The organism is Agromyces sp. GQ35, assembly GCF_059758475.1.
In genome coordinates this window covers 124,940-146,465 of sequence record NZ_JCAXEO010000003.1, presented here as the reverse complement: position 1 = coordinate 146,465, position 21,526 = coordinate 124,940, and the positions used below count along the sequence as shown (strand labels likewise).

Genomic DNA, 21,526 nt, shown 5'->3' with positions numbered 1-21,526 from the left:
GCCTGCTCGGCTGCCGCCCCACGGGCGTCTCAGAGTCTAACCCCGAGGCGTCCTCGATCGAGAATTACTCGCTCTTGGTGATCTGGTAGTACAGCGGCACCGAGTTCCAGCCGAACTCGACGTCGTTGACCAGTTCGCTCCAAGCGCCGTTGACCGTGGAGTACCACAGCGGAACGGCCGGGAGGTCCTGGAAGAGGATCTCCTGCGCGGCCTGGAACTTCTCGTTGGCTGCTTCGATGTCGGTCTCGGCGAGGCCTTCGGTCAGCAGGGTGTCGACCTCGGGGTTCGAGTAGTCGCCGTCGTTGGAACCGGCACCGGTTCCGTAGAGCGGGCCGAGGAAGTTGAAGAGCGCCGGGTAGTCCGCCTGCCAGCCCGAACGGAATGCCGTCTGGATGGTGCGGTCGGTGATCTTCGTGCGAGCTTCGGCGAACGTCGGGTAGGGGTCGCCCGCCGCGTCGATGCCGAGCGTGTTCTTCAGGCCGTTCGCCACAGCGTCGACCCAGGCCTGGTGGCCGCCGTCGGCGTTGTAGGCGATCTTGAAGGTGCCGTCCCACGGAGCGATCGCGTCGGCCTCGGCCCACAGCTTCTTCGCCTCGTCGGGGTTGTACTCGAGCACCTCGGAACCGGGGATCTCTTCCGAGTAGCCGTCGATGACCGGCGACGTGAAGTCGTGTGCCGGGGTACGGGTGCCGGCGAAGATCACGTCGGTGACCTCTTCACGGTTGATCGCGAGCGAGATCGCCTGGCGACGGAGGTTGCCCTCTTCGCCCGAGAAGTGCGGCAGACGCGCGGGGATCGTGAACGACTGGAAGATCGCGGCGGCCTGGGTGACCGAGCGGTCGCCGAACTCGTCTTCGAAGGTCTCGAGAGCGGAGTCGGGGATCGCGTCGAGCACGTCGAGGTTGCCACCCTGGAGGTCCGCGTACGCGGCGTCCTGCGAGGCGTAGAAGATGATGCTCAGACCACCGTTGACCGCCTTGCGGGGACCGTCGTAGTCGGGGTTGACGACGAGGTCGATCTTCTCGTTGTGCTTCCAGGCGCCTTCGCCGTCGAGCATGTACGGGCCGTTGCCGACGGGGTTCTCACCGAAGCCGGCGGGGTCGTCGAGCGCGCCCTCGGGCAGCGGGTAGAAGGCCGAGTAGCCGAGACGCAGCGGGAAGTCCGACTCGGGCTGCTTCAGTGCGACCGTGAACGTCGTGTCATCGACGACCTCGAGGCCCGGAAGCTCGGGGACCGACTCTTCGTAGCTGAAGCCCTCGATCGACTCGAAGAAGTACTGCGAGAGCTGCTCGTTGCCCGTGTCGGCGCCGTAGTTCCACGCGTCGACGAAGGAGCTCGCCGTGACGGGCGAGCCGTCGGAGAAGGTCTGGTCGGCCTTCAACTTGATCGTGTAGTTCTGAGCGTCTTCGGTCTCGATCGACTCGGCGACGTCGTTGTGGGCAGCGCCCTCGGCGTCGTAGTAGACGAGGCCCGCGAAGATCGCGTCGAGGATCTTGCCGCCACCAACCTCGTTGGTGTTGGTGGGGATCAGCGGGTTCTGGGGCTCGGAGCCGTTGGTCGTGATGACCGCGGTGGCATCGCCCGCGGGCGCCGACGGGTCAGCGCCGCCACTCGTGCAGCCCGACAGCGTCAATGCGCCGGCGGCGGCAAGAGCAATGGCGGCTACGCCGATTCTCTTGATCTTCAATGTTCCTCCTGATGAGATATGCGACGCAACACGGCTCGTGGCCGCGCTGGAGCGCTGGTAGATCGAGACTATGAACCCGGTCACCCCGAAGCAAACCCGAAGGGCAAACCGTTACCGACGCGCAACCTAGCGTCACATGCTTCGCCGAAATTCGGCGCTGATCCGCACGATTCTTGCGTTTCGGACCCTCGTGCGAAGATTGCGGCATGTCTGCTGCACGACGACTGCGACTCGAGGTCGTCATCGTGCTCGGGCTGTCACTCGGGGCATCCGCGGTCTATTCGATCGTCTCGATCGTCGCGAAAGTCACCGACGAAACGCCGCTCGGGGAGCAGTCGGTGGCCCTGAACCCATCTCGCGCGCCCCGTGAATGGCTCGACTTCACCTATCAATTCCTCGACGTCTTCTTCGGGCTGTTCGCCGTCGCCCTCGTGCTCTACCTGCTCTGGCAGCCGGGCGGAAACCCCTTCCGCCGGATCGGGCTCGACCTGTCGCGACCAGGCCGCGACGCGTTGTCCGGCGTGCTGCTCGTGGTCGCCATCGGCGCGCCGGGAATCGCCCTCTACGCGCTCGGCCGTGCACTCGGCGTCACCGTCGCCGTGGAGGCCTCACCCGCCGATTGGCTGTGGTGGACGGTGCCGATCCTCGTATTCCGTGCGCTCGAGGCGGCACTCACCGAAGAGATCATCGTCATCGGCTACCTCTTCACCCGGTTCAGGGAACTCGGCGTCGGTCCGTGGGCGACGATCCTGTCGAGCGCGGTGCTGCGGGGCAGCTACCACCTGTACCAAGGCTTCGGGCCGTTCTTCGGCAACGTCGCGATGGGCATCGTATTCGGCTGGTGCTACCAGCGATGGGGGCGCACGATGCCGCTCGTCGTCGCGCACTGGATCATCGACATCATCTCGTTCGTCGGCTACCCGCTCGCCGTGGGCTGGTGGCCGGCGCTCTTCGCGGTTCCGGCCGGCTGAGGCGCAGTGGTGGGCGACTGGCCTGATCGGTGCGGATGCCTGGAGCGCGGCGCCGTGGCCACGTGCCGACTGTCGCCGAGCGCGACGACAGTTGCCGGCATCGGTGGCAGGCTCTCCTCGGCGGCTTCGACGCGCAGGTCGGAATCGGTCGCCCGAAGACGCGCCATCTCGAGCCCACTGCGCCGGCTCGGAGTGCACACCGCCGAGAACCCCTCATTGGCGTAGATCCCGACGCTCGCGAAGTCGGTGACGGATTGAGCTCGACGCAGCGCGGCCGCAGTGCCGGGGTCGCGTCGCTCGAGGAGACCGGCACGCTGCTCGAGTCCGAAGCCGCGACCGGCGAGCACCGAGGTTCCGACGAGGAGCCCGAGGAAACCGGCTGTCGCGAGCAGTCCGAGGAGATCGACGGTCATGACGCCCCCTATCCTGAGAGAATCTCAGTGTACTCCCGGAGCAGTGATCGGGCTCACCCTGATCTGCGTCGCTCTCGCGGGCGCCAGCATGAGACCGGCCCTCGCCTTCGAGGTGCTGCCGTCACCGGCCGGCCGACCCGATGGAGCGCACAGCATGTTCGCACTCGCACTGATCCGCGGCACCACGACTCGAGCCGAGGCACGCCGAGCGGCAGAGCTCCGCGCCGCCGAATTGCGGGTCGCCGCCCGTAGTTCGCTCAGTGGTGCAGCCTCCGGCCGCCGCGAGTACCTCGAGCGAGGGCGGCACGCCGCCCCCGCTCGTCTCGCTCCGCGTGCGCCGTGACTGCAGACGGCGAATCGTCGCTCGCTACGCGAACGCCTCGACCGGCGGGCACGCGCACACGAGGTTGCGGTCGCCGTAGGCCTGGTCGATGCGACGCACTGGAGCCCAGTACTTGTTGCGCACGAGCGCATGCACCGGGTAGACGGCCTCTTCGCGGGTGTAGGGGTGGGTCCACTCCCCCGCGATGACCGACTCCGCGGTGTGCGGCGCATTCACGAGCGGGTTGTCGTCGGCCGGCCATCGACCGCCGGCGACCGCGTCGGCTTCGGCCTTGATGGCGACCATCGCCTCGACGAAGCGCTCGAGCTCGGCGAGATCCTCCGACTCGGTCGGCTCGACCATGAGCGTCCCGGCGACCGGGAACGACATCGTCGGCGCGTGGAAGCCGTAGTCGACGAGCCGCTTCGCGACATCGTCGACCGTCACTCCCGTGGCTGCCGTGAGAGGTCGCAGGTCGAGGATGCACTCGTGCGCCACGAGCCCGTTGTCGCCCGTGTAGAGCACCGGGAAGTGCTCGCGCAAGCGCGACGCGACGAAGTTCGCCGCGAGCACGGCCGTGGCCGTCGCCTGCTTCAGGCCCTCGGAGCCCATCATGCGCACGTAGGCCCACGAGATCGGCAGGATCGACGGGCTGCCGTAGGGCGCAGCCGAGACCGGTCCGCCGTCGTGCGTGACACCGCCCGAGTGGTCGGCGCGCTGCGCCATCGGATGCCCGGGCAGGTACGGCGCGAGGTGCGCCTTCGCCGCGACCGGGCCGACGCCGGGGCCGCCACCGCCGTGCGGGATGCAGAACGTCTTGTGCAGGTTCAAGTGCGACACGTCGCCGCCGAAGTCTCCGAAGCGCGCGTACCCGAGCAGCGCGTTGAGGTTCGCGCCGTCGACGTAGACCTGGCCGCCGGCATCGTGCACGGCCTGGGTGATCTGCTTGACCTCGTGCTCGTAGACGCCGTGCGTCGAGGGGTAGGTGATCATGAGCGCGGCGATGCGATCGGCGTGCTCGGCGATCTTCGCGCGCAGGTCGTCGAGGTCGACGTTGCCGAGCTCGTCGCACGCGACGACGACGACGCGCATGCCGGCGAGCACGGCTGAGGCCGCGTTCGTGCCGTGGGCGCTCGAGGGGATGAGGCAGAGATCGCGGTCGGCCTCGCCGTTCGCGAGGTGGTAGCCGCGGATCGCGAGGAGTCCGGCGAGCTCGCCCTGACTGCCCGCGTTCGGCTGCAGCGACACGGTGTCGTAGCCCGTCACCTCGGCGAGCCAGCTCTCGAGCTGCTCGATGAGGCCGAGCGTGCCGACGACGTCGGACTCGGGTGCGAAGGGGTGCAGGTTCGCGAACTCGGGCCACGTGACCGACTGCATCTCGGTGGCCGCATTGAGCTTCATCGTGCACGAGCCGAGCGGGATCATGCCGCGGTCGAGCGCATAGTCACGGTCGGCGAGTGTCTTCAGGTACCGCATCATCTGCGTCTCGGACTGGTGCGTGTTGAACACCGGGTGCTCGAGGTAGCCGCTCGTGCGGCGGAGGGCGCCGTCGGCGACGGCCGGCAGCGTCGAGACGTCGACGGTGACCGGAGTGCTCTCGGGCAGGCCGAATGCGTGGGCCACGAGCGACAGCTCGACCTCGGTGGTGGTCTCGTCGACGGCGACGTGCACGGTCGCCTCATCGGCCTCCCACACGTTCACGCCGAGCGCGCGGGCACGCTCGACGATGTTGCCGGCGAGCCCGGGCACGTGCACCCGGATCGTGTCGAAGAAGGTGTCGTTCACGAGCGTCAGGCCGTGCCCGGTGAGCACCTCGGCGAGCGCGGTCGCCTTCGCCGCGGTCGAGACGGCGATGTGACGGATGCCACGGGGCCCGTGGTACACCGCGTACATCGACGCCATGACGGCGAGCAGCACCTGCGCGGTGCAGATGTTCGAGGTCGCCTTCTCGCGGCGGATGTGCTGCTCACGAGCCTGCAGGGTGAGTCGATAGGCCGGCGCGCCGACGGCATCTTTCGAGACGCCGACGAGGCGCCCCGGCAGCTGGCGTTCGAGGCCCTTGCGCACGGCCATGTAGCCGGCGTGCGGTCCGCCGAAGCCCATGGGCACCCCGAAGCGCTGGGAGGTGCCCACCGCGACGTCGGCGCCGAGTTCACCAGGGCTCGTGATGAGCGCGAGCGCGAGCAGGTCGGCCGCCGCGACGACGAGACCGCCCTGCGCCTTCGACGCCGCGATGACGGATGCCGGGTTCCACACACGGCCCGATGCGCCCGGGTACTGCACGAAGAGACCGAAGTGCTCGCCGAAGGCGGCGACATCCGTCGCCTCATCGAGCGACGCGACGACGAGCTCGATGCCGACCGCGACCGAACGCGACTCGAGCAGCGCGAGGGTCTGCGGCAGCACGTCGGCGTCGACGATGAAGCGGTTCGACGTCGACTTCGAGGCGCGGCGCGCGAGCAGCATGCCCTCGACGACCGCGGTGCCCTCGTCGAGCATCGACGCGTTCGCCGTGTCGAGCCCGGTGAGGTCGGTGACCATCGTCTGGAAGTTGATGAGCGCCTCGAGCCGGCCCTGGGAGATCTCGGGCTGGTACGGCGTGTAGGCGGTGTACCAGCTCGGGTTCTCGAGCACGTTGCGCTGGATGACCGACGGCGTGATCGTGCCGAAGTAGCCGAGGCCGATCATCGAGGTGCGCACGGTGTTCTGTTCGGCGAGTGCCGCGAGTTCGGCGAGCGCCTCGCGCTCGGTCGCCGCGGCCGGGATCGCCGAGTTGAGCACCTCCCCCATGCGGATCGACGTGGGCACCGCGGCGCCCATCAGCGCGTCGAGGGAGTCGTAGCCGAGCTCGGCGAGCATGAGCCCGTGGTCGCTCGGGCTCGTGCCGATGTGGCGACGGCCGAAGGCGTCGAGGTCGAAGGCTGAAGAGGTGGGGGTGCTCATGTGGTTCGTTACTCTCCGACCAGTGCGCGGTATTCGTCGTGGGTGAGGAACTTCGGCAGGCTCGAGGCGTTCACCTTGATGAGCCAGCCCTCGCCGAACGGGTCGCTGTTGACGAGTTCGGGCGAGTCGACGACGGCCTGGTTCGCCTCGACCACCTCGCCGCTGACGGGAGCGAAGAGCTCGCCGACCGATTTCGTCGACTCGATCTCGCCGACGACGGTGCTCTCGGTCACGGTGGTGCCCGCTGCGGGCAGCTCGACGTAGACGACGTCACCGAGCTTGTCGGCGGCATAGTCGGTGATGCCGATCGTCGCGATGTCGCCGTCGACGGCGATCCACTCGTGTTCTTCGGTGTAGTGCAGTTCGGTCTGGTCGGTCATGACGTGCTCCTCGAGAGTGGTGTGGTCGGTGCTGGCGGCGGGTGCCGGGTCAGGCGTTGCGCTTGTAGAAGGGGAGGGGAACGACGGTTGCTGCGACTCGCGTGCCCCGCACATCGACGAACAGCTCCCTGCCGGTCTCGGCGGCATCGGGGACGACGGACGCCATCGCGATCGGGTGTCCGAGCGTCGGCGAGAGCGCGCCGCTCGTCACGACACCCACGCGGGTCGCCGCCTCGCCATCGCCGTCGAACACCTCGTAGTCGGCGCGCGGCGCACGGCGGCCGGTCGCGGTGAGGCCGACGAGCACCGGGGCATCCGCTGCCGGGCCCTGCTCGATGGCCGCGCGACCGACGAAGTCGCCCGGCTTCGCGAGCGCCACGACACGACCGAGGCCGGCCTGCACGGGCAGGGTGTCTCGGCTGAGCTCATGGCCGTAGAGCGGCATGCCGGCTTCGAGGCGCAGCGTGTCGCGGCTCGCGAGGCCGCACGGCGTGAGCCGGGGTCCGCCCGTCTCGACGAGCGCCTCCCAGAGCCGCGATGCCCGTTCGGGCGCGACGTAGAGCTCGAAGCCGTCTTCGCCGGTGTACCCGGTTCGAGCGACCAGCACGGGCTGGCCTTCGAAGGTGGCGGGGAACGCGCGGTAGTACTTCAGGGCTCCGAGCTGCACGTCGAAGTCCTCGGCATCGTTGCCGGGCCCGTCGACGCCGAAGCCCGGCGTCTCGAGCAGGATGGCCCGCGCATCGGGCCCTTGCACGGCGACGAGCGCGACGTCATCGCTCTCGTCGGTCACGATCGTGTCGAAGCCGGCTGCACGGGTGCGCAGTTCGTCGGCGACGACAGCGGCGTTCGACGCGTTCGCCACGACCATGTAACGGTCGTCGCCCGTGCGGTAGACGACCAGGTCGTCGATGATGCCGCCGCCGTCGGCGAGCAGCAGGGAGTACTTCGCCTGGCCGATCTCGATCGCCGAGAGCCTGCCGGCGAGCGCGAAGTCGAGCGCGGCAGCGGCATCGGGGCCGATGAGCACGATCTCGCCCATGTGCGAGAGGTCGAAGATGCCCGCGGACGTGCGCACGGCGTGGTGCTCGGCGAGGTCGCTTGAGTACCGCACCGGCATCTGCCAGCCGGCGAAGTCGGTGAAGCTCGCCCCCGCTGCACGGTGCACGGCGTCGAGGGGGCTCAGCCGTTCGGGGCTGGCGGTACCGGGTTCGATGGTCACGAGAGTTCTCCAGACTCGCCGGTCACGACCGGCATGGTCACGAATCGCACGGCGAGCCGTGTGGGAACTCCCCCTCTGTCATGAGCCTGAGAGTTTCACGCGGGGTCGACGCGCTTTCACCGTGGGCGGGAAGCCGCGGGCGCGCGGTTCCACTTTTCAGAGTGGCCTCGTCATCGCGGTGTAGTGACCTGAGAGATTGGCAGGGAGGCTTGCTCCTTCGGTGCCGGCCTGCGACCCGTCAACCACGTGGTGCGTTGACAGGACTGCCGGCTCTCCCGCGACGCGTCGATGGCCCGGTATGAGGTTGTGCTCCGATCCTAGCAGCGGGCGGGCCCGCAGGATCGGACTGGGAGCCGGGCCGTCGAATGGTGTTCGAGTCGAACTGACTGTAAGGTGAACGGTACGAGTTCGAGTCAAGCTGACCTGAAGATCGGAGAACCGCGGATGCCCCAGTCGCACGACATGCCGGCAGACGCGCCGACGCGCCTTGCGGTGTCGACGGTGATCTTCGCCCTGCGCCCCGACCGCAGCGGCCGCCCCGTGCTCTGGACCCCCCTCGTACGCCGCACCCGTGAGCCGCAGCTCGGCCTCTGGGCGCTGCCCGGTGGCTGGCTGCCGCCGAACGAGGAGCTCGAGGCCGCCGCGGCCCGCACACTGCGACTGACGACCGGCCTCGCCCCCAAATACCTCGAGCAGCTCTACACCTTCGGCGAGGTCGACCGCTCCCCCGGCATCCGCGTCGTCTCGGTCGTCTACTGGGCGCTCGTGCAGAGCGACGAGGCGGCGCGGGCGACAGCGGGGCCGAACGTGCGGTGGGTTCCGGCCGACACCCTGCCCGAGCTCGCATTCGATCACAACCGCATCATCGAGTACGCGCTCTGGCGGTTGCGCACCAAGGTCGAGTACGCCGAGATCGCCCACGCGTTCCTCGGCGAGACGTTCACCATCGCCGAGCTCCGCGAGGTGTACGAGGCGGTGCTGCAGCGATCGCTCGACCCGGCGAACTTCCGCCGCACGATGATCGCTTCGCGGCGACTCCGCGAGACCGGCGAGGTCGTGGCCGGCGCGGCGCACCGACCGCCCAAGCTCTACCGCTACGACGCGTCGCCGTCGACCTCCGACGCGAGCGAACGATTCACGGAAACCCCACCACTCATGAGAGAGCGACCCGCATCATGACCATTTCCATCGATGAGACGCGCGCCGCGGCATCCGTCGACCGCGCCATCCGGTTGATCACGACCGGCGCGACGGCCGGCGCGACCTGCGCCCCAGAGCTCGCGAGCGGGCCGTGGGAGTTCGATCAGGGCCCGATCGGCTACGGCCCCGGTTCGTCGATGGGCGACGTGATCCCCACCGGCTCACCGCGGCAGGGCGCGCTGCCCGAGTCGTACCGTGTCGCCGCGAACAACGAGTTGCACGACCGCATCCGCGCGGCGAAGGCGACGCTCGGCGACCGCGTCGTCGTACTCGGCCACTTCTACCAGCGCGACGAGGTCATCGAGCACGCCGATTTCGTCGGCGACTCGTTCCAGCTCGCGAACGCCGCTCTCACCCGGCCCGACGCCGAGGCGATCGTGTTCTGCGGCGTGCACTTCATGGCCGAGACCGCCGACCTGCTCTCCACACCCGAGCAGGCCGTGATCCTGCCGAACCTCGCCGCAGGCTGCTCGATGGCCGACATGGCCGACGAGTCGAGCGTCGAGGAGTGCTGGGAGCAGCTCGAATCGGTCTACGGCGATCTCACCGCGACCGACGCCGACGGCCGCGTGCCGGTGATTCCCGTCACCTACATGAACTCCTCGGCGGCGCTGAAGGGATTCGTCGGCCGGCACGGGGGCATCGTGTGCACCTCGTCCAACGCGAAGACGGTGCTCGAGTGGGCGTTCGAGCGCGGACGGCGGGTGCTCTTCTTCCCCGACCAGCACCTCGGCCGGAACACCGCGAAGGCCATGGGCGTGCCGCTCGAGCAGATGCCGATGTGGAACCCGCGCAAGGCACTCGGCGGCAGCACTGCGAGCGAGCTCGACGACGCCCGCGTCATCCTCTGGCACGGCTTCTGTTCGGTGCACAAGCGATTCACCGTCGACCAGATCGCCGCGGCGCGCGAGACGCACCCCGGCGTGCAGGTCATCGTGCACCCCGAGTGCCCCATGCCTGTCGTCGACGCAGCGGATGCCGCGGGCTCGACCGACTTCATCGTGAAGGCGATCGCCGCGGCACCCGCCGGCTCGACCTTCGCGATCGGCACCGAGATCAACCTGGTGCAGCGCCTCGCCGCCGAATATCCGCAGCACACGATCTTCTGCCTCGACCCCGTCGTGTGCCCGTGCTCGACGATGTACCGCATCCACCCCGGTTACCTCGCCTGGGTGCTCGAAGAGCTCGTCGCCGGCCGCATCGTCAATCGCATCACGGTCGCCGACGCCGTCGCCGAGCCCGCTCGACTCGCGCTCGAGCGGATGCTCGCGGCGAAGCCCCCGGTTGCGGCGGCCTGACATGGCACGCGTGCTCGTGATCGGCGGCGGCATCGCGGGCCTCTGGGCCGCGGTCAAGGCGAGCGATGCCGGGCACACGGTCGAACTCGTCGCGAAGACCGAGCTCGCAGAGGGCAACACCCGCTACGCCCAGGGCGGCATCGCGGCGGCGCTCTTCCCCGACGACTCGGCCGAGCGGCACTTCGCCGACACGATCGACGCGGGCGCAGGACTCGCCGATCCCGCCGCGGTGCGCGTGCTCGTCGACGAGGGGCCCGCCCGGGTTCGCGACCTGATCCGATTCGGCGTCGCCTTCGACCGCGGCGAGTCGGGCCTCGAGCGAGGGCTCGAGGCCGCACACTCGCGTGCCCGCATCCTGCACGCCGGCGGCGATGCCACCGGCGCCGCGATCGAGCGCGCACTCGTCGGCACCGTGCGCCGCCGCGGAGTGCAGATCGACGAGCACACGATGCTCGTCGACCTGCTGGTCGAAGGCGGTCGCGCCGTCGGAGCACGGCTGCTGGCGGCATCCGGAGCACTCGTCGATCGCCGCGCCGACGCCGTGATGCTGGCCACCGGTGGGAGCGGATGCCTCTACGCGCATACGACGAACCCGGCGGTCGCGACGGGTGACGGCGTGGCGGCGGCGTGGCGCGCCGGGGCGGAGGTCGCCGACCTCGAGTTCACCCAGTTCCACCCGACCGCGCTCGCCGCGCCCGGGACGCCGCTCATCTCCGAGGCCGTACGGGGCGAGGGTGCGGTGCTTCGCGATGCGCGGGGGCACCGTTTCATGGTCGACGTCGACTCCCGCAGCGAACTCGCGCCCCGCGACGTCGTGGCCCGCGCCGTCTGGCGACGCTCGCTCGAGCAGGGCGGCGCGCCGGTGCTGCTCGATGCCGTCGCCCTCGGCGGCGAGACCCTGGCACGGCGCTTCCCCGGGCTCGACGCCGTCGTCCGCGCCGCAGGGTTCGATTGGGGGCGCGCACCGGTGCCCGTGACCCCTGCTGCGCACTACGCGATGGGCGGCGTGGTCACCGACCTGCACGGCCGCTCGAGCGTGCCGGGTCTCTTCGCGATCGGCGAGGTCGCCCGCACCGGGGTGCACGGCGCGAACCGACTCGCCTCGAACTCGCTGCTCGAGGCGGCCGTGTTCGCCGAGCGCGCGGTGCTGGCGCTCGGCGATGCTCGGGCCGAGTCGCCGGCGCCTTCGCCCGTGCCGGTGCCGGTGCGTGTGCCGGGTGTGAACGACTCCGCATCGAAGCACCGATCCGGCGAGGTCGGGCTGCCCGATGTCGACCGCGACGAGCTGCGCGAGTTGATGTGGCGCCACGTCGGTCTCGAGCGCGACGCGAATGGTCTCGCCGCGGCATCCGCTCGGCTGGGCCGGTGGCGAGCACCGGCGCCGATCGATCGGCGCTCCGCCGAGGACCGCAACCTGCTCGACCTCGCTCGACTGACCGTCGCCGCCGCCCTGGCGCGCCCCGAGAGCCTCGGCGCCCACTTCCGCACCGACGACCCGAGGACGGCGGCGGGTACGGGACCGATCACGCCGACACCGGCAACCGCCCCGACCCTCGACCGAGAGGCTGCCTGATGACCGACGCACGTGAGATCGACCGCATCGTCGGCGCCGCCCTCGACGAGGATGCCCCGTGGGGCGACCTCACCTCGGAGACCCTCATCCCGGCAGCGGCGCGCGCGACCGCGGAACTCGTCGCCCGCGAGGCCGGTGTGCTGAGCGGCGTCGCCGTGTTCACGGCGGCGTTCCGGCTGGTCGATCCCTCGGTCGTCGTCGAGCTGCACGCCGGCGATGGCGACGCATTCGCGGCGGGCGCGGTGCTCGCACGGGTGAGCGGACCCGCGCGCGGCATCCTGCGGGCCGAGCGCATCGGACTGAACTTCGTGCAGCGGATGTCGGGCATCGCGACGCAGACCGCCCGCTACGTCGCTGCCGCCGCGGGCACGAGCGCGCGAATCGTCGACACCCGCAAGACGACGCCCGGGCTGCGCAGCCTCGAGCGGCAGGCGGTGCGCGACGGCGGCGGCCGCAACCACCGCCGTTCGCTCTCCGACGCGGTGATGGCGAAGGACAATCACCTCGCGGTGCTCACCGCGGGCGGGCTCGATCTCGCGACCGCGCTGCGAGCGGCGCGCGATCGGATGCCGCACACCGCCCACCTCGAAGTCGAGGTCGATCGGCTCGACCAGATCGAGGCCGTCCTCGCGGGCGGTGCCGACACGGTCATGCTCGACAACTTCTCGATCGAGGGGCTTCGCGACGGCGTCGCGCTCATCGCGGGCCGGGCGGTCGTCGAGGCATCCGGCGGTGTCACGCTCGATGCGGTGGCCGAGATCGCCGCCACCGGTGTCGACGTCATCTCGGTCGGCGCGCTCACGCATTCGGTGCGCGCCCTCGACCTCGGGCTCGACGTGGTGGTCGAGCCGTGATCTTCCTCGACCACGCAGCGACGACCCCCGTGCGCCGGGAGGCGCTCGAGGCGATGTGGCCGTTCCTCACTGGTGCGTTCGGCAATCCGTCGAGCCGGCACGGGCTCGGCGACCGGGCGGCGCGCGCCCTCGCCGACGCGCGCGCGACGGTCGCCGAAGTCGTCGGCTGTCGTCCGGGCGACGTGGTCTTCACGAGCGGCGGCACCGAGGCCGACAACCTCGCGGTGAAGGGGCTCGCCCTCGCGAACCCCCGCGGCCGTCACCTCGTCGTCTCGCCGATCGAGCACGAGGCCGTGCTCGAGTCGGCCGCCTACCTTGCGCGGGAACACGGGTTCGAGGTGTCCGAGGTCGCCGTCGACGCGGGCGGCATCGTCGAAACCGAAGCCCTCGCCCGCGCCATGCGACCCGACACCACGCTCGTGTCCGTGCAGCTCGCGAACAACGAGATCGGCACCGTGCAGCCGATCACCCGCCTCGCCGAGGTGGCCCACGCCGCGGGCGCCCTGATGCACACCGATGCCGTGCAGGCCGCCGGCTGGCTGTCGGTTCGACTCGACGAGCTCGGGGTCGACGCGCTGTCGCTCGCCGGCCACAAGGTCGGGGCGCCGAAGGGCACGGGCGCCCTGATCGTGCGCGGGCGACTCCCCATCGAACCGGTGCTGCACGGCGGCGGACAGGAACGCGGGCGCCGCTCCGGCACCGAGAACGTCGCCGGCGCGGTCGCGTTCGCGACCGCCCTACGACTCGCAGAGGGCGAGCGAGCTCATGCTGCGGCGCACGTCGGCCCGCTCGGCGCCGAGCTCATCGCGCGAGTGACCGCGACCGTCCCCGGCGCGCGCCTCACCGGCGACGCCGAACGCCGGCTGCCGGGCACCGTCTCGTTCGTCTTCCCCGGCACCGGCGGCGAGGCCGTGCTGCTCGAGCTCGAACGCGAGGGCGTCATCTGCTCGAGCGGTTCCGCCTGCGCCGCGGGCAGCGACGAGCCCTCGCACGTGCTCACGGCCATCGGCCTCCCGGCGGAGCTCGCGCAGACGGCGGTGCGGTTCACGCTCGGCGCGGCGACCACCGCCGACGAGGTCGCGGACGCCGTTGCCGCCGTCTCCCGGGCCGTGTCGGCGGTTCGCGCTATCGTGGAAATATGAGCAATTCGACACCGACCCCCGCAGCCGACGACGAGTCCGCCCGCGGGGCCGGCGACACCGAGGCCGACGATGCCCGTGTCGATGCCGAACTCGCACCAGAAGAGCTGCTTCTGAAGGGCTGGCTGCCCGAGTCGACACCGACTGACGGCCCGGCTCCCGCTCCGTAAGTCGCTCGCGCGACGACCGACGTTCCCACACGGTTGCACTCCCTCGCCGGGGGCGAGTTTCCATGCGTTCCGATTGATGTCGGAAGCTGGGAATAGCATGTCACCCGCCGTGGGTTGACCCACCTATTCGACGCATTTTCCGGCGCACCTCTGCGCCGTCATCGATTGGACACATCTCCTTGACCGAACGCGCCGTTCCCGAACTCCGTGACCCCGGCGTCGCCGCTGCCGGCGACGCCCCGATGCACGAGCACTCCGATGTCGAGGCGCTGCACGGCGCCCGCAACAACCGGGTGATCTGGCTCCTGCTCTCCGCGACCTTCGTGGTCTTCCTCAACGAGACGATCATGGGCGTCGCGATCCCCCATCTGGTCGTCGATCTCGACATCACCCTGTCCGCCGCGCAATGGCTCACGACGGCGTTCATGCTGACCATGGCCGTCGTCATCCCGATCACGGGTTTCCTGCTGCAGCGGTTCACGACCCGCCAGATGTTCATCACCGCGATGAGTCTCTTCTCGGCCGGCACGCTGCTCGCAGCCCTGTCTCCGGGCTTCGAGGTGCTGCTGCTCGCCCGCGTCGTGCAGGCGACCGGTACGGCGATCATGATGCCGCTGCTCATGACGACCCTCATGACCCTCGTCGCACCGTCCGATCGTGGTCGCCTGATGGGCCGCGTCTCGATCGTGATGTCGGTCGCGCCGGCAGTCGGTCCGACGATCTCGGGTCTGATCCTCGACTCGCTGAACTGGCGCTTCATGTTCTGGCTCGTCCTGCCGATCGCGGTCACGATGCTCGTCATCGGCTTCCGCCGGGTCGAGAACGTGAGCGAGACCCGCAGCACCCCGATCGATCCGCTCTCGATCGTGCTCTCGGCGGTCGGCTTCGGCGGCATGATCTACGGATTGAGCCTCGTCGGCGGAGTCGTCACGGGCACCGACACGGTCAACACGGTGCAGATGTGGGTCGCGTTCATCGCGGGCGCGCTCGGCATCACCGCGTTCATCCTCCGTCAGATCGTGCTCCAGCGCCGTGACGCGGCGCTGCTCGACCTGCGCACGCTCCGGTCGCGCAACTTCGCCGTCGCCGTCGGCCTCATGACGATCATGATGGCTGCACTTTTCGGCACGATCGTGTTGCTGCCGATCTACCTGCAAGACGTATTGCACCTCAGCCCGTCGATGACCGGCCTGCTCGTGCTGCCCGGCGGGCTCGCGATGGGCCTGCTCGGCCCGACCGTGGGCCGTCTCTTCGACCGCTTCGGCCCGACGCCGCTGCTCGTTCCCGGCAGCATCGTGGTGAGCGGCGTGCTGTGGTCGCTCACGCTCGTCACCGAGCAGACCGAGCCGTGGCTCGTGCTCATTGCGCACGTCGCCCTCTCGATCGGCCTCGCGTTCATGTTCACGCCGCTGTTCACGTCGGCACTCGGCTCGATCGAACCGCGCTTCTACTCGCACGGCTCGGCGATCGTGGGCACGATTCAGCAGGTTGCCGGCGCTGCAGGCACCACGCTGTTCATCACCGTCATGACGTCGCGCGCCGCGACGGCGGCCGGCGAAGGTGCTGCCTCCGCGGAGATCGCCGCAGCCGCGGGCATCCGCAACGCGTTCCTCGTCGGCGCGATCCTCTCGCTGCTGGCGATCGTCGGTGCCTTCCTCGTGCGCAAGCCGGCCGACATGATGGAGGGTGCTCCCGCGGCTCACTGAGCCATGGGCGCCCGAGCACGACCGACGAAGGGGCCCGGCGGATGCCGGGCCCCTTCGTCGTGACCGGAGCTACTTCGCCGCAGGCGGATCGACCGCCGAGCGACTCAGCCGCAGTCGGGACGGCAGCTGCGTTGCGAGAGCGCGTCGACGAGCACGATGCTGAGGTCTTCGGGCTTCGACGCCGAGTACGCAGCACCCTTCGTCGCGTGGGCGATGCGCTGCATCGCCGCGAGGTCGGTGTCGGGTCCGAAGCCGATCATGATGACCGGCACCGGCTTCGACGGATCGTCGATCTTCGCGAGTTCGGCGAGCAACGTCTCGAGGTCGATGCCGTTCTCGTCCTCGTTCTTGCCGTCGGTGAAGAGCAGCACCGAGTTGACCTTCTCGGGATCGTACGTCTCACGAACCCGCTGCACCGCAGCGAGTGTCGTGTCGTAGAGTCCGGTGGCACCGCCGAGCCGTGCCGGCAGCGACTGGATGATGCCGGCGATCTGCTGCGTGTGCGCGGCATCGGCGAGCGGGGCGATCGGCGCGAGGTCCTCGTAGTCGATGTCGCCGTTACGGGCGGTGGAGAACACCCACACACCCATCTCGACCTCACCGGAGAACTTCTGCATCGCGCCGACGGCTGCCTGCTGGAAGATGTCGATACGACGCAGGCCGTTCTCGGCGGGTTCCTCCATCGATCCCGACACGTCGATCACGGCGAGCATGCGCGAACGCAGGGTGAGCACCGACCAGGCGCGGAGGATCTCGAGTTGCGCAGCGCCGTCGAGCGCCGCCGCTGCGGGCGGCGCATCGGCCCCGAGGCCGGCGATGTCGAGTTGGCCGGTACCGTCGGGGGCGCGGAAGCCCGCTGCCGCGAATGTCGCGCCGGCCTCCTGGACGGATGCCTCGAATGCGTCGAGGAGTTCCGCTCGTGACACCGACCCGGCATCGGCGGTATCGGCGGTACCGTTGCCGCTCGCGGCATCCGTCGCCGACAGCCGAACGAACGGATAGTCGAGGGAGACGGTCCCGTCGACGGGATACGCGGCGACGAGGCCTTCAGCCGGCTCGTCGAGGTTGTAGGCCGCCACCTGCGCCTCGCTCGTCACCACGACGGCGGGCTGCTGCGCCGCGCTCAACGTGCCGAAGGCGGCGCCGGTCGACGCCGGAATCGACTTGCCGAGTTCGATCATGGCGCCCGCGAACTGGCGCGGGTCGTCGGGCGAGGAGTGGCCGCGCAGTGCCAGGAGTCCGGCAAGGCTCGCCGCGGATGCCTCGGGGTCGGGCAGGATCGTCGGCAGCGCGCCACCGAGCACCCTCGCCCAACTCACCGGTTCGGCCGCGAGCTCGGTCGCCTTCGTCGCGGCGCCGGCGAAGACGACGGGAGACGAGGCGATCGAGCCGCTCACCTCGACGTCGGGCACGGACTGGCCGAGCGACGTCGCCGTGGCGTTCACCCGGTCGAGCCAGACGCTCGAGTCGGGAATCCAGGCGTCGGCCTCGGAACCGCCCGAGGCGATGACGGCCGCGGTGTCGGCGGAGTCTTGTGCGGTGATCTCGGTGGTCACGCAGCGATCGGGTGACTCGTCGAAGGTCGCGGCGACGTCGCGGAGCGCGGGCGCGATCGACGTGTCGGCGACGACGACGATCGTCTCGGTCTCAGCGCAGCCGGCATCGGCCGAGGCGAAGATCGGGTTCAGGTAACCGCCGACCCAGAGGAAGACGCCTGAAGCGACGACTCCGACCACGGCCACGGCACCGACGATGGACAGGATGAGCTTGCGGCCCGGCTTCTTCACCGGTGCCGAGACACTATGACGTCCCACGGACACTCCAAGCCGACGGGTGGGGGCCCGTCGAATCCTTTTACAGCGGGTTCCCCTCACGGGGGAAGGATGTCGTTCAGTGTAGGCGACGAGCTCGAAGACGCGAAGTTCACTCGGCTTCACGGTGCGCTGGGCACCTCCGACGGACTGTTCCTTGGCAGTGCCGGTCGATGGTGGGAACATGGAATCGAGCCGCACGCGGGCCCACGCCGGCCGCAGTCCCGGCTCGATGGACCCACGACATGGAGCACTTCCGCAACCGCGCCGATGCAGGCCGCCGTCTGGCCGCCGCACTCGAGGGTGTCGGCCTCGAGCGGCCGGTCGTGCTCGGCCTGCCACGCGGCGGAGTGCCGGTGGCGGCGCCGGTCGCTCGAAGGCTCGACGCCCCGCTCGACGTGCTCGTCGTGCGCAAGCTCGGCGTCCCGGGCCAGCCCGAGGTCGCCATGGGGGCGATCGGCGAGCGGGCCGCGCGCGTGCTCAACGACGACGTCATCGAGGCCGTCTTCGTCTCGCCTGGAGAGTTGCGCGATGTCGAGCGCCGGGAACGCACCGAGCTCGACGCGCGGGTCGCCCGGTTCCGAGGTGGCGAACCGCCAGTACCGCTCGATGGGTGCACCGCCGTGATCGTCGACGACGGCGTCGCCACCGGAGCGACCGCCCGGGTCGCTGCCCACGTCGCACGGGCGCGCGGCGCCGCCCGGGTCGTGCTCGCGATGCCGGTCGGCTCACCCGAGGCGCTCGACTCGCTCGCCGCGGACGGCGCGATCGACGAGATCGTCTGCCTCTCGGCGCCGCAGGGATTCATGTCGGTGGGAATGCACTACCTCGACTTCGCGCAGACCACCGATGACGAGGTCGCCGAACTCCTCGCAGCGAGCCGTTCAGTCGACTGACGGGGCCGTGCCGATCACGACGGTCGCGTCGGCGTCCTCGTCGTGCACGATGCGTGCGGTGAGCCCGCCGGCGGTGAAGAAGGCCGCCGCCACCGGCGCCTGCTGCTCGCTCGTCTCGATCAGCAGGGCACCGCCCGGAATCAGCCAGGAGCGAGCGGATTCCGCGACGCGTCGGTGCACGTCGAGTCCGTCGTCGCCGCCGTCGAGTGCCATGCGCGCCTCGTGGTCGCGCGCCTCGGGCGGCATCATGGCGATGGCATCGCTCGGCACGTACGGCGCGTTGACGGCGAGCACGTCGATGCGTCCGCGCAGTTCCACGGGCAGGGCCTCGAACAGGTCGCCCTCGAACACGCCGGCACCCAGTGGTTCGAGATTGATGCGCGCCGCCTGCACGGCGACCGGATCGAGATCGGCGGCGATGAGTCGCAGGTGTTCCGGCCCGACGGCGTTCGAGACTGCCGCGCCGATCGCTCCGGCGCCGCAGCAGAGGTCGACGACGACCGGCATGTGCACCGGGTCGCCGTCGGGCACACGGGCGGCACCGGCGGTGAGGCGTGCCGCCTCGGCCGCGAGGAACTCGGTACGCCGGCGGGGCACGAAGACTCCGGGCAGCATGCGGATGCGCAGCCCCGCGAACTCCGCCCAGCCGAGCACCTGTTCGAGCGGCTCACCCAGTACGCGACGCTCGACGAGTCGATCGAGCGCGTCTCGGTCGTCGCTCGCCTCGACCAGGAGTCGCGCTTCGTCTTCGGCGAAGACGCATCCGGCGGCGCGCAATCGGTTCACGATCTCGGATTCGGGTGCAGGAAGTGCCATCTCTCGCAGCGTAGCGGCGTGGTGCTAGAGTCCATGGCATGACCTCGTCGAACCAGAGCTGGTGGCCCGCCTCCTAGGCGGCCATTCGTTTCGACGTACTGACGACCGCCCGAGGGCGGTCGTTTCGCGTTTGCGGGAAGACTCCACCCGAGGGTCCGACCGGAGAATCCCATGACGCGACTGCTCGCTTCCCTGCTCACCGCCGCTGCCCCCGGCCCGTTCGCGATCGTGCGTCGTGAGCACGAGCCGACGCTCGACGTGCTCGTCGGCGACATCGTCGATGTCGACCGGCTCGCCGACATTCCGCTCGACGGCGCAGAGGTGCTTGCGCTCGTGCCGTTCCGCCAGGTGCGCGAGCGCGGCTTCACCGCCCACGACGACGGCGCACCACTGCGCTGCCTCGTGGTTCGCGACCGCGAGACGATCGAGCTCGGGGCGGCCGTCGACCTGCTGCCGGAGCATCCGATCTCGCTCGATCACCTCGACGTCGACGTGAGCGACGCCGACTACGCGGCGCGGGTGCGCCGCGTGATCGACGAGGAGATCGGCCGCGGCGAGGGCGCGAACTTCGTGATCCGACGCGAGTTCACGGGGCGAATCGAGGCGCCGGCGGCGATCGCCGTGCTCGGATGGTTGCGGGCCCTGCTCGAGCACGAGGCCGGTGCGTACTGGACGTTCGCGATGCACACCCCCGGGCTGTCCGCCGTCGGTGCGACGCCGGAACGCCATGTCTCGTCGATCGGCGGAGTCGTCTCGATGAATCCGATCAGCGGCACGTTCCGTCATCTGGACGGACCGCCGACCGACGACGAGCTGGCGATCTTCCTCGACGACGTGAAGGAGCGGGAGGAGCTCGTCATGGTCGTCGACGAGGAGCTGAAGATGATGAGTGCGGTCTGCCCAGACGGCGGCCGCATCCGCGGCCCGTTCCTGAAGCGGATGTCGCGGCTGACCCACACCGAGTACCTGCTCGAGGGGCGCAGCGACCTCGATCCGCGCGAGGTGCTGCGCCGCACCATGTTCGCGCCCACCGTGACCGGCTCGCCGATGGGCAACGCCTGCGCGGTGATCGCACGCCACGAGGCGACACCGCGCGGCTACTATGCGGGCGTGCTGGCACGGTTCACGCCGACCGCTGCGGGATACGACCTCGACGCGCCGATCCTCATCCGCACCGCCTACGTCGACGGCGCAGGCGAGGTGCGTGTGCCGGTGGGTGCCACCCTGGTTCGGCATTCCGACCCTGCCGGCGAGGTGGCCGAGACGCATGCGAAGGCGGCCGGCGTCCTCACCGCGCTCGGTGCGGTGCCGGGCGCGAAGGGCGCAAGGGCGGCGAGTCCCGCCTCGACGGCCGCCATGGTGGCCGGGCACCGCGATCACGACCGCATTGCGACGCTCCTCGATTCGCGCAACGATCAGCTCGCGCCGTTCTGGAGCACCCCGCAGGCGGCGCACGCCTCGCGTGGCGCCACCGCCCTCGTCATCGACGCCGGCGACGACTTCACGACGATGCTCGCGCACCAGCTGCGCCACCTCGGCGTCGCGGCGCGGGTCGTTCCATGGAACGAAGCCGAGCCAGAGGCATCCGACGACCTCGTGGTCTTCGGCCCAGGCCCCGGCGACCCCCGCAACGAGGCCGACCCGCGCGTCGCCCGGCTGCGCGAGCTCATCGCAGCACGAGTCGACCTCGGCGCCCCATTGCTCGCAGTGTGCCTCAGCCATCAGGTGCTCGCCGGCCTCGGCGGCCTGCCGATCGAGCCGCTGCCGGCACCGAGGCAGGGCGTGCAACTCGAGGCCGAGCTGTTCGGCGAGCCGGCCAGGATCGGTTTCTACAATACGTTCGCGGCGTTCGCTCCGAACGGCTCGACGACGCCGCGACTCGCGCTCGAAGTGGCGTCGGATGTCGCGACGGGTGTCGTGCACGCGCTTCGCGGGCCTCGCGTGGCATCGGTGCAGGGGCACCTCGAATCGGTGCTCTCGCCCGACGGACTCGGCGTGCTCCGGCGGCTCCTCGATGAGCTGCTGGGCGCGTTGCCGCCGGAGGCCGCGACGGCCGAACGCCGAATCGAGGCGACTCCGGCCGGATGATCCCGCACTGCGCCGGGTTCCGCAAGGCATTGCCGGCTCG

General features: G+C 70.1%; 18 protein-coding genes and 1 riboswitch. Of the genes, 11 read left to right on the top strand and 7 right to left on the bottom strand.

Translation table 11 applies throughout. From position 1 onward, the window contains the following. Positions 1-64: 64 nt before the first annotated feature. Positions 65-1,687, bottom strand: a complete 1,623-nt coding sequence (locus AC6CH0_RS15810) for a peptide ABC transporter substrate-binding protein (protein ID WP_498102577.1) — start codon at positions 1,685-1,687, stop codon at positions 65-67. A 206-nt stretch (positions 1,688-1,893) separates the two neighbouring features. On the opposite strand from AC6CH0_RS15810, the gene AC6CH0_RS15805 reads away from it, so the two are divergent. After that, positions 1,894-2,658: a CPBP family intramembrane glutamic endopeptidase gene (locus AC6CH0_RS15805; protein ID WP_498102575.1), complete on the top strand. Its 765-nt coding sequence runs from the start codon at positions 1,894-1,896 to the stop codon at positions 2,656-2,658. Here the strand turns inward: AC6CH0_RS15805 and AC6CH0_RS15800 are convergent. Further along, entirely contained in the window at positions 2,604-3,071 is a 468-nt protein-coding gene (locus AC6CH0_RS15800; RefSeq protein WP_498102573.1) for a hypothetical protein, read from the bottom strand. The genes AC6CH0_RS15805 and AC6CH0_RS15800 overlap by 55 nt on opposite strands. Positions 3,072-3,159: 88 nt before the next feature. Between AC6CH0_RS15800 and AC6CH0_RS15795 the strand changes: the two genes are divergently transcribed. After that, positions 3,160-3,414 carry a hypothetical protein gene (locus AC6CH0_RS15795; protein WP_498102571.1) on the top strand — a complete coding sequence of 85 codons (255 nt, stop codon included), beginning with the start codon at positions 3,160-3,162 and terminating at the stop codon, positions 3,412-3,414. Between the two features lie 24 nt (positions 3,415-3,438). Here the strand turns inward: AC6CH0_RS15795 and gcvP are convergent, their stop codons facing one another. Genes gcvP through gcvT form a run of 3 tightly spaced genes read right to left on the bottom strand, consistent with a single transcriptional unit; the run spans position 3,439 to position 7,935 of the window. Then, positions 3,439-6,336 carry an aminomethyl-transferring glycine dehydrogenase gene (gene gcvP / locus AC6CH0_RS15790; RefSeq protein ID WP_498102569.1) on the bottom strand — a complete coding sequence of 966 codons (2,898 nt, stop codon included), beginning with the start codon at positions 6,334-6,336 and terminating at the stop codon, positions 3,439-3,441. Positions 6,337-6,344: 8 nt separating this feature from the next. Continuing rightward, positions 6,345-6,716 (bottom strand): glycine cleavage system protein GcvH, encoded by a 372-nt coding sequence (gene gcvH / locus AC6CH0_RS15785; protein ID WP_498102567.1) that lies wholly within the window; start codon positions 6,714-6,716, stop codon positions 6,345-6,347. Between the two features lie 49 nt (positions 6,717-6,765). After that, positions 6,766-7,935 carry a glycine cleavage system aminomethyltransferase GcvT gene (gcvT, locus tag AC6CH0_RS15780; protein WP_498102565.1) on the bottom strand — a complete coding sequence of 390 codons (1,170 nt, stop codon included), beginning with the start codon at positions 7,933-7,935 and terminating at the stop codon, positions 6,766-6,768. Between the two features lie 166 nt (positions 7,936-8,101). Beyond that, positions 8,102-8,223, bottom strand: a riboswitch (glycine riboswitch). A gap of 156 nt (positions 8,224-8,379) precedes the next feature. Here gcvT and AC6CH0_RS15775 point away from each other — a divergent pair. From AC6CH0_RS15775 to AC6CH0_RS15745, 7 genes are all read left to right on the top strand, one after another. After that, positions 8,380-9,114 (top strand): NUDIX hydrolase, encoded by a 735-nt coding sequence (locus AC6CH0_RS15775; RefSeq protein WP_498102563.1) that lies wholly within the window; start codon positions 8,380-8,382, stop codon positions 9,112-9,114. Continuing rightward, positions 9,111-10,433, top strand: coding sequence for a quinolinate synthase NadA (nadA, locus tag AC6CH0_RS15770; RefSeq protein ID WP_498102561.1), 1,323 nt, complete (start codon positions 9,111-9,113; stop codon positions 10,431-10,433). The genes AC6CH0_RS15775 and nadA overlap by 4 nt, the downstream gene beginning before the upstream one ends. 1 nt (position 10,434) lies before the next feature. Continuing rightward, positions 10,435-12,006 carry an L-aspartate oxidase gene (gene nadB / locus AC6CH0_RS15765; protein WP_498102559.1) on the top strand — a complete coding sequence of 524 codons (1,572 nt, stop codon included), beginning with the start codon at positions 10,435-10,437 and terminating at the stop codon, positions 12,004-12,006. Beyond that, positions 12,006-12,860, top strand: a complete 855-nt coding sequence (gene nadC, locus AC6CH0_RS15760) for a carboxylating nicotinate-nucleotide diphosphorylase (RefSeq protein WP_498102557.1) — start codon at positions 12,006-12,008, stop codon at positions 12,858-12,860. The genes nadB and nadC overlap by 1 nt, the downstream gene beginning before the upstream one ends. After that, positions 12,857-14,002: a cysteine desulfurase family protein gene (locus AC6CH0_RS15755; RefSeq protein ID WP_498102555.1), complete on the top strand. Its 1,146-nt coding sequence runs from the start codon at positions 12,857-12,859 to the stop codon at positions 14,000-14,002. The genes nadC and AC6CH0_RS15755 overlap by 4 nt, the downstream gene beginning before the upstream one ends. Then, positions 13,999-14,169: a hypothetical protein gene (locus tag AC6CH0_RS15750; RefSeq protein ID WP_498102553.1), complete on the top strand. Its 171-nt coding sequence runs from the start codon at positions 13,999-14,001 to the stop codon at positions 14,167-14,169. Before AC6CH0_RS15755 ends, AC6CH0_RS15750 begins: the two co-directional genes overlap by 4 nt. Before the next feature lie 242 nt (positions 14,170-14,411). After that, entirely contained in the window at positions 14,412-15,875 is a 1,464-nt protein-coding gene (locus AC6CH0_RS15745) for an MDR family MFS transporter (RefSeq protein WP_498103284.1), read from the top strand. A 104-nt stretch (positions 15,876-15,979) separates the two neighbouring features. Here AC6CH0_RS15745 and AC6CH0_RS15740 read toward each other — a convergent pair whose 3' ends face one another. Then, entirely contained in the window at positions 15,980-17,689 is a 1,710-nt protein-coding gene (locus AC6CH0_RS15740) for a VWA domain-containing protein (protein WP_498102551.1), read from the bottom strand. 242 nt (positions 17,690-17,931) lie between these two features. Here AC6CH0_RS15740 and AC6CH0_RS15735 point away from each other — a divergent pair, with 242 nt between their 5' ends. Further along, entirely contained in the window at positions 17,932-18,582 is a 651-nt protein-coding gene (locus tag AC6CH0_RS15735) for a phosphoribosyltransferase (protein ID WP_498102549.1), read from the top strand. On the opposite strand, the gene AC6CH0_RS15730 is transcribed toward AC6CH0_RS15735, so the two are convergent. After that, a complete protein-coding gene (locus tag AC6CH0_RS15730) occupies positions 18,571-19,398 on the bottom strand; it encodes a putative protein N(5)-glutamine methyltransferase (RefSeq protein ID WP_498102547.1) in 828 nt (275 codons plus the stop codon). The genes AC6CH0_RS15735 and AC6CH0_RS15730 overlap by 12 nt on opposite strands. A 171-nt stretch (positions 19,399-19,569) precedes the next feature. Between AC6CH0_RS15730 and AC6CH0_RS15725 the strand changes: the two genes are divergently transcribed. After that, positions 19,570-21,486 carry an anthranilate synthase family protein gene (locus AC6CH0_RS15725; RefSeq protein ID WP_498102545.1) on the top strand — a complete coding sequence of 639 codons (1,917 nt, stop codon included), beginning with the start codon at positions 19,570-19,572 and terminating at the stop codon, positions 21,484-21,486. Positions 21,487-21,526: the final 40 nt, after the last annotated feature.

What these genes read in the sequence shown, in the direction of transcription:
- AC6CH0_RS15805 (WP_498102575.1), top strand. Translation starts at nt 1,894, where the DNA reads ATGTCTGCTGCACGACGACTGCGACTCGAGGTCGTCATCGTGCTCGGG.
- AC6CH0_RS15800 (WP_498102573.1), bottom strand. Translation starts at nt 3,071, where the DNA reads ATGACCGTCGATCTCCTCGGACTGCTCGCGACAGCCGGTTTCCTCGGG.
- AC6CH0_RS15795 (WP_498102571.1), top strand. Translation starts at nt 3,160, where the DNA reads ATGAGACCGGCCCTCGCCTTCGAGGTGCTGCCGTCACCGGCCGGCCGA.
- gcvP (WP_498102569.1), bottom strand. Translation starts at nt 6,336, where the DNA reads ATGAGCACCCCCACCTCTTCAGCCTTCGACCTCGACGCCTTCGGCCGT.
- gcvH (WP_498102567.1), bottom strand. Translation starts at nt 6,716, where the DNA reads ATGACCGACCAGACCGAACTGCACTACACCGAAGAACACGAGTGGATC.
- AC6CH0_RS15775 (WP_498102563.1), top strand. Translation starts at nt 8,380, where the DNA reads ATGCCCCAGTCGCACGACATGCCGGCAGACGCGCCGACGCGCCTTGCG.
- nadA (WP_498102561.1), top strand. Translation starts at nt 9,111, where the DNA reads ATGACCATTTCCATCGATGAGACGCGCGCCGCGGCATCCGTCGACCGC.
- nadB (WP_498102559.1), top strand. Translation starts at nt 10,435, where the DNA reads ATGGCACGCGTGCTCGTGATCGGCGGCGGCATCGCGGGCCTCTGGGCC.
- nadC (WP_498102557.1), top strand. Translation starts at nt 12,006, where the DNA reads ATGACCGACGCACGTGAGATCGACCGCATCGTCGGCGCCGCCCTCGAC.
- AC6CH0_RS15750 (WP_498102553.1), top strand. Translation starts at nt 13,999, where the DNA reads ATGAGCAATTCGACACCGACCCCCGCAGCCGACGACGAGTCCGCCCGC.
- AC6CH0_RS15745 (WP_498103284.1), top strand. Translation starts at nt 14,412, where the DNA reads ATGCACGAGCACTCCGATGTCGAGGCGCTGCACGGCGCCCGCAACAAC.
- AC6CH0_RS15735 (WP_498102549.1), top strand. Translation starts at nt 17,932, where the DNA reads ATGGAGCACTTCCGCAACCGCGCCGATGCAGGCCGCCGTCTGGCCGCC.
- AC6CH0_RS15730 (WP_498102547.1), bottom strand. Translation starts at nt 19,398, where the DNA reads ATGGCACTTCCTGCACCCGAATCCGAGATCGTGAACCGATTGCGCGCC.
- AC6CH0_RS15725 (WP_498102545.1), top strand. Translation starts at nt 19,570, where the DNA reads ATGACGCGACTGCTCGCTTCCCTGCTCACCGCCGCTGCCCCCGGCCCG.